14 protein-coding genes are annotated in these 12,521 nt (G+C 36.1%); 1 reads left to right on the top strand and 13 read right to left on the bottom strand.

The features are described from left to right. Positions 1–119 precede the first annotated feature (119 nt). Genes JCM10596_RS10855 through JCM10596_RS10845 form a run of 3 tightly spaced genes read right to left on the bottom strand, consistent with a single transcriptional unit; the run spans position 120 to position 2,089 of the window. On the bottom strand, positions 120–929 hold the full coding sequence (locus JCM10596_RS10855) for an S-layer homology domain-containing protein (RefSeq protein WP_159102344.1): 810 nt from the start codon (positions 927–929) through the stop codon (positions 120–122). A gap of 8 nt (positions 930–937) precedes the next feature. Beyond that, on the bottom strand, positions 938–1,351 hold the full coding sequence (locus tag JCM10596_RS10850) for a hypothetical protein (protein ID WP_148302568.1): 414 nt from the start codon (positions 1,349–1,351) through the stop codon (positions 938–940). 42 nt (positions 1,352–1,393) lie between these two features. Next, positions 1,394–2,089, bottom strand: a complete 696-nt coding sequence (locus JCM10596_RS10845; RefSeq protein WP_025027153.1) for a hypothetical protein — start codon at positions 2,087–2,089, stop codon at positions 1,394–1,396. Positions 2,090–2,306: 217 nt separating this feature from the next. Between JCM10596_RS10845 and JCM10596_RS10840 the strand changes: the two genes are divergently transcribed. After that, positions 2,307–2,984: a hypothetical protein gene (locus JCM10596_RS10840; RefSeq protein ID WP_025027152.1), complete on the top strand. Its 678-nt coding sequence runs from the start codon at positions 2,307–2,309 to the stop codon at positions 2,982–2,984. A 111-nt stretch (positions 2,985–3,095) separates the two neighbouring features. Here JCM10596_RS10840 and JCM10596_RS24995 read toward each other — a convergent pair whose 3' ends face one another. Genes JCM10596_RS24995 through JCM10596_RS10790 form a run of 10 tightly spaced genes read right to left on the bottom strand, consistent with a single transcriptional unit; the run spans position 3,096 to position 12,338 of the window. Beyond that, a complete protein-coding gene (locus JCM10596_RS24995; RefSeq protein WP_025027151.1) occupies positions 3,096–3,581 on the bottom strand; it encodes a VanZ family protein in 486 nt (161 codons plus the stop codon). Positions 3,582–3,629: 48 nt separating this feature from the next. Next, positions 3,630–4,784 (bottom strand): DegT/DnrJ/EryC1/StrS family aminotransferase, encoded by a 1,155-nt coding sequence (locus JCM10596_RS10830; RefSeq protein WP_025027150.1) that lies wholly within the window; start codon positions 4,782–4,784, stop codon positions 3,630–3,632. Next, a complete protein-coding gene (locus JCM10596_RS10825; protein WP_025027149.1) occupies positions 4,781–5,434 on the bottom strand; it encodes an acetyltransferase in 654 nt (217 codons plus the stop codon). The genes JCM10596_RS10830 and JCM10596_RS10825 overlap by 4 nt, the downstream gene beginning before the upstream one ends. After that, positions 5,434–6,027: a sugar transferase gene (locus tag JCM10596_RS10820; RefSeq protein ID WP_025027148.1), complete on the bottom strand. Its 594-nt coding sequence runs from the start codon at positions 6,025–6,027 to the stop codon at positions 5,434–5,436. The genes JCM10596_RS10825 and JCM10596_RS10820 overlap by 1 nt, the downstream gene beginning before the upstream one ends. 35 nt (positions 6,028–6,062) lie before the next feature. After that, positions 6,063–7,391 carry a UDP-glucose 6-dehydrogenase TuaD gene (gene tuaD, locus JCM10596_RS10815; RefSeq protein WP_025027147.1) on the bottom strand — a complete coding sequence of 443 codons (1,329 nt, stop codon included), beginning with the start codon at positions 7,389–7,391 and terminating at the stop codon, positions 6,063–6,065. A 5-nt stretch (positions 7,392–7,396) separates the two neighbouring features. After that, positions 7,397–8,287: a UTP--glucose-1-phosphate uridylyltransferase GalU gene (gene galU / locus JCM10596_RS10810; RefSeq protein ID WP_025027146.1), complete on the bottom strand. Its 891-nt coding sequence runs from the start codon at positions 8,285–8,287 to the stop codon at positions 7,397–7,399. 27 nt (positions 8,288–8,314) lie between these two features. Beyond that, entirely contained in the window at positions 8,315–9,334 is a 1,020-nt protein-coding gene (locus tag JCM10596_RS10805; protein ID WP_025027145.1) for an NAD-dependent epimerase, read from the bottom strand. A gap of 26 nt (positions 9,335–9,360) precedes the next feature. After that, positions 9,361–10,506, bottom strand: a complete 1,146-nt coding sequence (locus JCM10596_RS10800) for a glycosyltransferase family 4 protein (RefSeq protein ID WP_025027144.1) — start codon at positions 10,504–10,506, stop codon at positions 9,361–9,363. Between the two features lie 35 nt (positions 10,507–10,541). Continuing rightward, complete coding sequence (locus JCM10596_RS10795; RefSeq protein ID WP_025027143.1) at positions 10,542–11,726, bottom strand: glycosyltransferase; 1,185 nt, start codon at positions 11,724–11,726, stop codon at positions 10,542–10,544. A 15-nt stretch (positions 11,727–11,741) separates the two neighbouring features. Beyond that, the gene (locus JCM10596_RS10790; protein ID WP_025027142.1) at positions 11,742–12,338 is read right to left on the bottom strand and encodes an acyltransferase; all 597 of its coding nucleotides are present in this window, start codon (positions 12,336–12,338) and stop codon (positions 11,742–11,744) included. Positions 12,339–12,521: the final 183 nt, after the last annotated feature.

The raw sequence follows: 12,521 nt of genomic DNA, 5'->3' as shown, positions 1-12,521 counted from the left end.
ATAAAAGTGGTAAGATTTGATCTTGTTGCAAAAAAAAAAGCAGAGCAAATGACGTTAAGTCATGTTGCTCTGCCTTAGTGTAATAACGTACAAGTTATCTATGAGGATTGCTTACTAAATTATTTAATAAATAGATCAAAGAATCTCTTCATGATCACAGCTGCTTGCGCACGATTTGCTTTCTCTTCTGGTCTGAACGTTCCATCTGGATAGCCTTGAATTAGACCATTATTTGTTGCTAAAGCAATATCTCCTCTAGCCCAAATGTCAATCTTGTCTGCATCAGTGAAAGCAGAAAGGATAACATCTACATCCGCTTCCCCAGCTAGACCTGCTAATTTTAATGCTCTTGCGGAAATGATCGCCATTTCTTTACGAGTGATCTTTTGATTAGGTTTAGCCGTTCCATCATGGTAACCAGTGATTAAACCATGCTCTACCGCTGCTAGTAAATCTTGTGTGTACCAAGCCTTCGTGCTGATATCAGAGAAGCTTAGGTTCTTAGTTCCTGATGACTTTAATTCTAATAGACGCACAAGAAGAGTCATGTATTCAGCACGAGTAATGTCTGCTGCATAGTCATAGTTACCATCTGGACGTCCCTTTACAATACATTTAGATCCTAAGATCTCAACGGAAACTCTCGCATATCCATTTCCTGCTGCTGGTGTTTCAAACTTCTTATCATTTAAAGCCAAGATATATTGACCGCCTTCGTATACTTTAGCAATCACTTCACCATTAACAAAACGGCTTGGTACATATTCAAGAGTAACGGTATTTCCAGTTTTCACAACTTGCCATAAGCTGATTTTCTCTTGATTTAGACCTTGAGCTAATTTTGAAGTATCTGCCTTGAAGACAACCTTTTCTCTTTCTTTAAGCATTGGTACTTTTTCACCAGCTGCATTTTCAATGTCTAAGTTCATTAAAGAACTTACATAATGCATATCTGCAAAGCAGGATTGTTAAATACTAAGCTTTCGATTACTTTCTTCGTATCTTCTTCAGAAGCATTGTTAATTTTAATTGAATTTCCACTACCTAATGGGATGTCTTGATCTGGAATTTCAACTACTGGTGTAGAAGGGGCTATAGGACCTACTCCACCACCGCCGCCACCTGGGTTACCAGGGTTGACTGGAGTTCCAGAAGAGTTAACAGTAATTTTTTGTTGAGCAATAACCAAGTCACCAAAGATAACCGCTTGAATTACTGTTGTTCCAGTTGCATTAGCCTTTAATTTATTAGAGCTAAAGCTAGCTACAGATGTATTACTGGAAACCCATTTAACTGGTATAGGTATTTCCCTAAATGTTACACTATAATCTACTTCCTCTTTTTCTGTCAAAGTTGCTTTCCCATTTAATTTTATTTCAACACCCCGTGCCATTCACACTGTAAACGAATTTTTTGCTTCTTTATTAGAATCAACTTTAGCTTCTAAGCGATCGCGAACATCTCCCAGTAGTTCTTCAACAGTCAAACCTGTACCCGTAGTAAGAGCTTTAGAAAATTCAGGATGTTCTTTCTTTGTTTCTTGAATCGCTTTATTTAATATATTTTGGTAAGGTTGCTGCGAACCGGATATCATCCCAGAAATTGCTGCTTCATTAAGTTTCTCAGAAAATGTAAACATAAACTCAAACATCTTCTCTACAGTCCGTTCAGTTCCAAAAACAGTATCAAAATCATCTTTATAATCTGTTCTAAATTTAGCAATATCTGCTTTAAGAGAAACGCTTGGTCCATAAATAATACTTGCAATTCCCTTCGAAATTTCTACCGTCTTTCCAACTCCTATCTGGGCATCAACTTTGGCAATAGTTGCACTTCCCAAAATTTGAGTCCAGTCATCAGCTGTCAGATCATTTAACTTATCTCTTGCATCACTAATAGCTTTTCTCTCATCGGCATTTAACATCCCATGGATTTCTATTAAAAAATCCGCTACGGCATCCACCTTATGTTGATTCGCTGATACATATGTACTTGAACTTCCAAAACTTGCTGGTAACGCTACTGAAAAACCTGACACTATCATACTTGTTGATAGTATTGAAGCTACTAACTTTTTCTTAAAATTCACTTTTTTGCACCTCCGCAAATTTTTATATATCGGCTGTTTAGCATTATATTATTATACTACAATTTTACTAATTTAAAAGCAATATTTTGTCATTAAAAAATTTTTTTTACTCAAAAGGTAGTTCTTTAGACCCACAAACCATTGTTTAATGGTCAATCTTTCATTTTTCATGTATAATAGGTAATTATTTACTCATCCAAATAACGGAGGACGATGTATGAAAAAAGTAATTTTTATTATTTTAGGAGGACTGTTATCCCTTATTCTGATTGCAGGGATATGGGGCTATAACTATTTTTTAGCACCTGATCCAGAGATTGAAGCAGAGTTAGTCAATGAATTACCAGAAGGTTTTTTCGATGTTAGTATTCTAGAAGAACTGACCAAGCTAGAAGAAGATTTCGATTCAATAGATGGTGATTCTGTAGAAACTTCGACTTCTAATACAGAAGGGAAGAATTCCCCAACCAATAACACTTCATCAAATTCAGATTCAAGCTCAAGCAACAGTTCACCTAGCAACTCTAAAGACAGCAAAAAAGAAATTACTGTCCAGTCAATTGAAGCAAAATACAAACCGAGGTTTGAAAGGTTAGAAAGTATTGCACAAGAAAAGCTAGAAGCCTTAGTAGCCAACGCCGCTAAGGAATACACTACTAAGCAAAAGGATGGAAAGCTAGATACGACTGCTTTAGCAAAAAAATATTTACAAGGGGCTAATATGTTAGAGAACTCGATTGATGCCACCTTCGATATTATTTTAAATCAGATGTCCCATGAGCTAACTGAAAATAATCTTCCAACTGATCTTGTTAAAAAGGCTGAGCAAGAATACAAAGCTGCAATCGCTAGTAAAAAGTCAGAGCTGTACTCCAATTTGCAAGGCAAGTTCTAAGCGCCCACCGGTTACCTATCTTCACCTTATAGAAACAAAACATGAACCTATAAATCATGTTCACATATTGTGATACTTAATGATTTATAGGTTTTTCGTTATTATTCTCTGCTATTTTTGCTGCCTTTCTTTCCAAGCACTCACTAGGATAACTATCATAAGCCCTAAACATGCCCCAATCAGATCAATCATCATGTCCTTCACAGAGCCTGTTCGAGATGAAGACATAAATTGATTCCATTCATCTAGAGCTGCAATCAAGAGAGTCGCTCCTAATGTGACTCCTACTCTCTTCCACTGATTAGCAAGCCTTATTTTTAATGCTATAAATAGACAAATGGCTAAGATAGCATAAACAACTACATGCGCTGTTTTCCGAAAAATAAATTCAATGAAATGAAAGGGGTCTTTTTGAGCATTTATTTTTCTATTGTTATATTTGAATTGAATATCCGGTAATCGTTCTTTCAATTCTTCTTTAGTAAAATGCTCTTTAAGAAAAGGTTTAATGCTTTGGGTATGATAATCCTGAGAAGATAGGGTGGCAATAAGGATGATCCAAATAATGAGCGGTATTAAGTAGCTTAATTTTTTCATCTGTTACTTCTCCTTATGCCTTCTATACCTACAATGTGAGTATTCGTATTATTTATTCACAAGTAATGAGTGAAGCTTCTCAATTACTCTAGTTTGATCCTCTAGAGTTAAATTAGAACCAGACGGTAAGCATATCCCTGTTTCAAATAACTGATCTGAAACACTTTTCTTTTCTTCATGTGCAAAGTATTTATAGTTCTTGAACAAAGGCTGTAAATGCATTGGCTTCCAAACAGGACGTGCCTCAATATTATCTGCTGATAAGGTATCTATGACATTATGAATATGAATCCCACATTTTTTTTCGTCCATTGTTAATGTGGTTAACCATCGATTATGTTTGCCGAATGGCGCTTCTGGCATAAATTCAATTCCCTCAATCGGAGAAAACGCTTCATAATACCGCTCAAAAACAGCTCTTCTAGCCTTCACTCTATCCTCTAGCACTTGAAGTTGTGCTCTTCCAATTCCCGCTAATACGTTGCTTAATCTGTAATTGTAACCTATTTCGCTATGTTGGTAATGCCTAGCAGGGTCACGTGATTGCGTAGCCCAAAAACGAGCTTTTTCTAAGGCTTCAAGATCATCAGAAACCAACATACCTCCACCTGATGTCGTAATGATCTTATTACCATTAAAGGAGTATATTCCAAACCTGCCTAAGGTACCACTAGCCTTCTGCTTATAAGATGCACCTAACGATTCAGCTGCATCCTCTATCACCGGTACTTTATAATGGTTGCATATTTTTAGAATAGGATCCATATCAGCACTTTGACCATACAGATTAACAACAACTACAGCTTTTGGTAGTTTTCCTTCTTTAATTGCATCCTCAAATGCCCTTTCAAGAGCCTTTGGTGACATATTCCAACTTTCTGGCTCAGAATCAATAAAAACAGGGGAAGCTTTCTCATACAATATAGGATTCGCACTAGCTGAAAAAGTTAATGATGAACAAAAAACGATATCATTTTCCTTCACGTCTAGAAGCTTTAGCGCAAGATGAATAGCCGCTGTACCAGAAGATAAGGCAACTGCTCCTTGACTTCCTACGTATTTGGCAAGCTCGGCTTCAAAATGGTCTACATTAGGTCCAAGAGGAGCAATCCAATTAGATTCAAACGCTTCATTAATATATTGTTGTTCTAACCCACTCATATGAGGTGAAGAAAGATAGATTCTCTCTTTATTCTCTCTCATTCATTATTACCTTCTTTCACATCAAGGTTTTTGACGACTTTTGCTGGTATACCTACTGCTACAACCGAATTAGGAATGTTTTCAATGACTGTAGCTCCCGCTCCAATAACACTCCATGATCCTATCTTAACTCCAGGTATGACATTTGCACCTATTCCTAAGTGAGCCCCTTCCATAACGTTCACATTACCCGCCAAACCAGCTTTAGGTGAAATATGTACATACGAATCGACTACATTATCATGCTCTATAACGGCAGCACTATTAATAATACAGTGATTACCAATTACAGAATTTGCATTAATAACGGCATTAGGCATAACAACGGTACCAAAGCTAATCTCTACATTTGAGCCTACGATCGCTGATGGATGTATAAGTGTAGCATAGTATTCAGCAGGTATAGAAAGTTCTGTAAATATTCTTTTTCGAATAACATTACTTCCTATTGCTATAACAAGAAAAATGTCTTCACCATTATATTTAATTTCTTTCACTAAGGAAGTAGGCCCATACTTAATCCCATCTATCTCATTTACTTTCTCAAATTTATTGTCCACTAACGCCATAATTGAATAGCCTAACGCATTGATGATATCTTGAACAACACGACTGTGTCCTCCTGCACCAATCAAAACAATTTTCTTCACTACGAAATACTTCCTTTGAATTTATCCATTGTCACATGCCCCTTCTGGCTAATCCCCTCTGATTTGAACACCTTCAAGACAGTTAAAAACAATATTTTAATATCTAGCCAAAAGCTTCTATTGTCGACATACCATACATCATATTTAAATTTCTCTTCCCAAGTAATCGCATTCCTTCCGTTTACTTGTGCCCAGCCAGTAATCCCAGGTTTGACATCATGACGTCTTGCTTGTTCTGGAGTGTATAGAGATAGGTATTCCATTAATAATGGACGTGGTCCAACAAGACTTAACTCCCCTTTTACAACATTGAACAGCTGCGGAAGTTCATCAAGGCTCAGCTTTCTTAGTAACTTACCAAATCGAGTCAACCTTATATCATCTGATAATAAATTTCCCAACTCATCTCTAGCATCCGTCATTGTTCTAAATTTATAAATTTTAAAGGGGCGTCCGTGAAGACCTGGTCTTTCTTGTTTAAAAAGTATGGGTGAACCTAGTTTTAGACGCACAAGAAGAGCCACCACACAAATAATGGGTAAAAGAAGAACTAAAGCGACTACTCCAACAGTAATATCAAAGATGTTCTTCAACTTTATTCACCTTCCTTTTACAAAATACACAACCTTTACACATTTACTAACTGTTTGGGAACTTCTTGACGACCAATTGAAATGTACTGAATATTATAGCTCTTCATTTCTTCAAGTTCAAAGCAATTACGTCCATCAATGATAATTGGTTGTTTCAGGAGCTGTTTCACTTTCTCAACATCCATTTCTAAAACTTCTTTCCACTCTGTTAATACTAAGCATAGATCACTGCCTTTTAACACCTCATATAGATCAGTTGAGTATTCTAGTTGATCTCCCAATTCCTTCTTCGCCTCTGAGATAGCAATCGGATCAAAACCTTTCACTTTCGCGCCTTTTCTCACTAGTTCAGGAATGATTGTCAGAGCAGGAGCGTATCTCATATCATCTGTATTGGGTTTAAATGCTAAGCCAAGGACAGCGATTGTTTTTCCGCTTAAATCCTTCCCAAATACATTCTCCACTTTCTCAATCATACGAAGACGCTGTAAGTCATTTGTTTCAATAACAGATTTTAAAAGCTTAAAGTCATAATTAACTTCATCGGCAATATGAACCAAAGCTTGAGTGTCCTTAGGGAAGCAAGAACCTCCATAACCAATACCTGCTTGCAGGAACTTAGAACCGATACGGCTATCTAATCCCATTCCTTCCGCTACTTTCGTTACATCTGCTCCCACTCTTTCACATACGTTAGCAATATCATTAATGAAAGAAATTTTTGTTGCTAAGAAAGCATTAGCTGCGTATTTAATCATTTCTGCACTTTCTAAATCTGTTTTTAAAATATTGGTTTTGAATGGCGCATGTAGCTCAGCAATAATGTCCGCTGCTTTCTCACTTGTCGCTCCAATAACGGCTCTTTCCATATTCATGCAATCGTAGATCGCAGAACCTTCTCTCAGGAATTCAGGGTTAGAAACCACATCAAATTCGATTGTATTGTTAACGTGCTCACTAATAATAGAACGAACGAGTTCGCCTGTCCCCACTGGCACCGTACTTTTATTCACAACTACTTTATAATCATTTAAATTCTCACCAATAGTGTTGGCAACTGCTTTTACATATCGTAAATCCGCTTCTCCTGTTTCAGACATAGGAGTTCCTACAGCAATATAAATAATATCTGAGCTTTGAATTGCTGTATTAATTTCCGTTGTGAAAGATAGTCTACCAGCTTCAACATTACTGGCAACTAACTCTTCTAAGCCAGGCTCATAGATAGGAATTTCCCCTGCTTTTAATCTATCAATCTTGCCTTGATCTACGTCGCAACAAATAACTTGATTACCAATCTCAGCGAAGCAAGTACCAGAAACTAAGCCTACATACCCTGTACCAACAACAGCTAATTTTTTCATTTCTCTTACCCCTTTACCACTAATTCTTTATCAAAAACTTCCTGAAGATAGGCTAACACATCGGCTCGTAGATCTTCTCTTTGCAAAGCAAAATCTACTGTCGCTTTGACAAAACCAAACTTATCTCCCACATCATAGCGAATTCCATCAAAATTATAGGCTAGGACAGCCTGAGATTCATTTAAACGCTTGATGGCATCCGTTAACTGAATTTCTCCACCGGCTCCAGGTTTTTGGTTATCTAAAATATCAAAAATCTCAGGTCTTAGAACATATCTTCCCATAATAGCAAAGTTGGAAGGAGCTTCTTCAAGCTTAGGCTTTTCGATTAAGGTTTCAACATTGATGACGTTAGGCTCAATTGGTTGGCCTTTTGGGGCAATAACACCATATTTGGAAACATCCTCATCTGCTACCTCTTGAACGCCCACGACCGAAGAGTGGTAGCGGTTAAAGACTTCCATCAACTGTTTTAAACACGGCTTTTCTGACTGCACGATGTCATCACCTAATAACACGGCAAAAGGCTCATTCCCTATAAATTTTCTTGCGCACCAAATGGCATGCCCAAGTCCTTTAGGCTCTTTTTGGCGAATATAGTGGATATTAGCCATTTCAGAAATGGCCCTAATTTCTTTTAATAGACTCATTTTTTTCTTTTCTTCTAAGGTTTCTTCAAGCTCAAAGGATTTATCAAAGTGATCCTCGATCGCTCTTTTATTTCTGCCACTGACAATAATAATATCTTCGATTCCAGATTCCACTGCTTCTTCAATAATGTATTGAATAGTGGGTTTGTCAACAATAGGAAGCATTTCTTTAGGCTGTGCTTTGGTTGCCGGTAAGAACCGAGTACCTAATCCAGCAGCAGGAATAATCGCTTTTTTCACTTGCATTTTGCTCACTCCTTTTAATTTTGAATTTTATGCTTTTATATCAACTTTATAGTAGCTTTTATACCATTTCACAAATTTCTCTAAACCAACTTCAATAGGTGTAGATGGATTGAAACCCACCGCCTCTTGTAAATCTGAGATGTCGGCAAAAGTAGCTTCTACATCTCCAGATTGCATAGGAAGATATTCCATGTTTGCTTTCTTCCCTATCAACTCTTCTAGAGTATTAATAAATTTCATTAATTCTACAGGTTGATTATTTCCTATATTATATATTTTGTATGGCGCATAGCTAGAACCTGGATCTGCCGCATGACGATTCCATTCTGCATTTGGCTGAGGGATCTTATCGGTCAAGCGTACAATTCCTTCGACAATATCATCAATATAGGTAAAGTCACGTTTCATTTTGCCATGATTAAAGACTTTGATCGGCTTTCCTTCGATGATGTCTTTTGTAAATGAATAGTACGCCATATCTGGGCGGCCCCAAGGACCATACACAGTGAAAAAGCGTAAGCCTGTTGTTGGAATGCCATATAAATGACTATATGTATGAGCCATTAATTCATTAGACTTTTTCGTTGCAGCGTATAAGCTGACAGGATGGCTCACGTTATCATGCTCTGAGAAAGGCATCTTCGTGTTTGCCCCATAAACAGAACTAGATGACGCATAGATTAAATGCTTTACGTCAAAATGCCTGCAGCCCTCTAGGATATTGGTAAAACCAACAATATTGGAATCAATATAAGCTCTAGGGTTCTGCAAGCTATATCGAACACCCGCTTGCGCCGCAAGGTTTATCACTGTATGAAAGCTATGTTTCTCAAATAACTCATTGATCGAAGCCGTGTCACTTAGATCCATTTTATAGTACGTGAAGCCTGATTTTCCTTTGAGTTCCTCTAATCTGCCTTCTTTTAGTTTCGGATCGTAATAATCATTCTCATTATCAATCCCGACAACGGTAAAATCTTGTTCCAATAATCGTTGTGTCAGGTGATATCCAACAAAACCTGCTGCACCTGTGACTAAAATTTTCATTATTAGTACCTCCTAAAGTTCACTATTTAATTTAACCCACCTAGTTTTCTATATATTAAATCTACCCTTTCAATGACTTTTTGTTCTGTAAATTCATCTTCTATCCTTTTTCTCGAATTCAAACCCATTTGCTTACACAATTCATCATCGTTTAACAATTTCTCAAGACTACTAGCTAATTTACTCACATCTTTATACTCGACTAAATACCCTGTTTTAGTATCTATCACTAATTCATTTGTTCCAATAACGTCGCTCGCCACTATAGGCTTTTTAAAACTCATTGATTCCATAATAATTCTAGGAATTCCTTCCTTTTGTGATGTAAGAACAACAATATTAGCTAATTTAATATAGGGATGAATATTTTTTTTAAACCCTATTAACTTTACTCTATCTTGTAAATTTAATTCAGTAATCTTTTGCTCTATATGATTCTCAAGTGGGCCATTCCCAGCAAGCAAGCATACAAAATCATGAATATTTTTCTTATTTAGGAGATCTATTGCATGCACTAAAAATTCTGGGTCCTTAATCGGCTCTAATCTTGCTCCCATTAAAATAACCTTAGTATTTTCCCCAATACCTAGCCCTTTACGAATTTCTAGTAAATCCTTTTCACTTATGGCATTGTATTTATCATCTAAGTGATCTAAATCAACACCATTTCCTTCATAATATAGGTGTTTTTTCGGTGAAAGTTCTTTAATATTTTCTAGATCAAACTTATTTTGTGAGCCTATTGCATCACAAAAATAAGAACCTAATTTCTCCAGATTTTTATAAAGTATGTACTTCATTTTTGTTTGTCCATCATAAAATGGTAACCCATGACTGGTGTGGATAATCAAGGGGATGCCAGCTAATCTCGCTGCAATCCTCCCTATTATGCCAGCTTTAGCAGTATGTGTATGGACGATTTCATATTTCTCTTTTTTAAATAACTTATACATACTATAAATTGACACTACATCATCTTTTATATTTATAGCGCGATTCATATTAATATATCTAAAGATTAAGTGGGGGTAGCTTTCTAAACTTTTCTCATCTAATCCTTCTTTTGATGAAACAACATGAATAATGTAACCCTTTTTACTTAATAACTGTAACTTATCATTGAGTATTTTGTGACTAACCGCCGCTGTACAAATATGTGCAATTTTCTTCATTCATTCGATCCCTCCCTACTCAAAATTTTATAGAATCACCTATTACTTTTTAAAGTGGAAGCAAATCCTCTTAACTCTTCGAGAAATAGCCTTCTTCTATTATCAAGAACTTCTTTTGTGTAGTCTTTAGCAGTTAAAAAGTTTTTCCTTGATTGTTCTTCTCTCCAGTTTATATCTAACGAACACTCTATTAAGTTAGCTAATTTTTTATAATCATTCGGACTGTGCAAGCATTGTTCTTCCAGTAGTTCCGGAATCCCTGCTACTGTCGAACCTAGTGCTGGTAACCCCCTGCTCATCGCTTCAATTAATGCTCTAGGGAGCCCCTCTTGACGCGAAGGATGTATGTATAAATCTAGATTATCTAGCCAATTAAAGACAGCATCGCCGCCAGGTAATACACCATCAAATCTAACATTCTGTAATACATCTAAATTTGAAGCTAAATTTAGCCAAAGGTCCTTACTACCATCTCCTAAAATACGAAGCTCTATGTTTGGCACGATATTTCTTATTAATTGGATAGCTTTTAATGCTGTATCAATTCCTTTATAATTTGAGTTTAATGAACCAATCAAACCTATTGTATATTTATCTGAAACTTCTCTTTGCAGTCTTTGGACTAAAACTTCCTCTGGTACATTAGGTAATTCCACATTGGAACAATTTATTTGATATCCATAAGAAGGATATTTGCTTTGTAAAAATTTCTTTGTAACATACAATGAAAACTTTGATTTTTTTACAATTTCTCTAGTTCTCCAATACAATATAGGAGCATATATTTTTCCTTGAATATTTCCATAATTCCATAGGGCATCCCAAGCATGCGCTACAACTTCCACTGCCCAAGGCTTATTTACTTTTAGCGCAATCTTTGCAGCTAACAACCCTAACTCACTGGGAACTCTTGCTATTACTGCGTCATTCTCTAAAATAATTTCTTTCATTTTTTTGATTACCTGTTGCCTTTTCGTTACAATGTTTTTGGGGTTGCTTAGTGATGGCATTTCGACAAAGGATACATTCAATCCACTCGAAAGGTTTAATTTTGATACATCATCAAGATTAGTTAGTTTTTTTGCCCGAGCAACTACTGTTATTTGCTCAAAAACGGATAAGTAACGCTCCCAAACAGAATAGGGTAGCTTTCCACTCGTATAATAGCAACCTTCACCATCTGTATAGAAAACATGATCATGAACAAACACTAATTTCATCTTTAAAACCTCTTCTCATATATCTTTAATCTTTTTAGCCGGTACGCCGCCAACTATAGTATTTGAACATACATTCTTTGTAACCACTGCCCCTGCTGCTACGATTGATCTAGAACTTATCTCAACTCCAGAGAGGATTCTACATCCACAGCCTATCCACACATCATCTTGTATTTTTACTGCGCTATAGTTTACAGGATTATCTCTAATAGATAGCATTTTGTCATGCCATGAATGATCAAATGTCATAATAGATGATTGATGTGCAATTGAAACCTCGTTTCCGATGAATAGACCACCACTTGCATCTATATAGCAATTCATATGAATACTTACATTATCCCCTATGTCTATCTTTTCCCAACCTTTAATAGTAACATTAGGACCGACAAAAACATTACTACCACAAGATTTAACTCTTGCTCTTAGTATACAATACCTCATTCCTAATCCTGCGTAATTAGGTAATATATTACTAAAACTCCAGATTGGAGAAAGAAATGGTTTGGGCAATATTTTAAATATGGCTTCTAATAAATTAATAATATATTTAAATCTTGTAAACTTATCCCTTCCTCTATTCACCTTTTGACCATCTACTTGAATTGACAAAATAAATCATTCACCTTTCTTTTAAGTTTTCAGTCTAGACCATTTTCCATTTGTAATACTACGCCCAAAATTGTTAATTATTTTATCTAATATGAATACAAAGTAAACTAATCCTACCATCCAGACTACTTGCATCTGAACAGATGTTGCAATAATATTATTCAGTTCAAATATTATACAAGC

The sequence above is a fragment of the Caldalkalibacillus mannanilyticus JCM 10596 genome, assembly GCF_000615945.1.
GTDB lineage: Bacteria > Bacillota > Bacilli > Caldalkalibacillales > JCM-10596 > Bacillus_AT > Bacillus_AT mannanilyticus.
This window is presented reverse-complemented; position numbering and strand designations above follow the sequence as displayed.

Bases quoted from the DNA above. Each gene is read 5' to 3' on its own strand.
- galU (WP_025027146.1), bottom strand. From the start codon at position 8,287: ATGCAAGTGAAAAAAGCGATTATTCCTGCTGCTGGATTAGGTACTCGG.
- JCM10596_RS10830 (WP_025027150.1), bottom strand. From the start codon at position 4,784: ATGAGAGAGAATAAAGAGAGAATCTATCTTTCTTCACCTCATATGAGT.
- JCM10596_RS24995 (WP_025027151.1), bottom strand. From the start codon at position 3,581: ATGAAAAAATTAAGCTACTTAATACCGCTCATTATTTGGATCATCCTT.
- JCM10596_RS10795 (WP_025027143.1), bottom strand. From the start codon at position 11,726: ATGAAATTAGTGTTTGTTCATGATCATGTTTTCTATACAGATGGTGAA.
- JCM10596_RS10855 (WP_159102344.1), bottom strand. From the start codon at position 929: ATGAACTTAGACATTGAAAATGCAGCTGGTGAAAAAGTACCAATGCTT.
- JCM10596_RS10805 (WP_025027145.1), bottom strand. From the start codon at position 9,334: ATGAAAATTTTAGTCACAGGTGCAGCAGGTTTTGTTGGATATCACCTG.
- JCM10596_RS10800 (WP_025027144.1), bottom strand. From the start codon at position 10,506: ATGAAGAAAATTGCACATATTTGTACAGCGGCGGTTAGTCACAAAATA.
- tuaD (WP_025027147.1), bottom strand. From the start codon at position 7,391: ATGAAAAAATTAGCTGTTGTTGGTACAGGGTATGTAGGCTTAGTTTCT.
- JCM10596_RS10840 (WP_025027152.1), top strand. From the start codon at position 2,307: ATGAAAAAAGTAATTTTTATTATTTTAGGAGGACTGTTATCCCTTATT.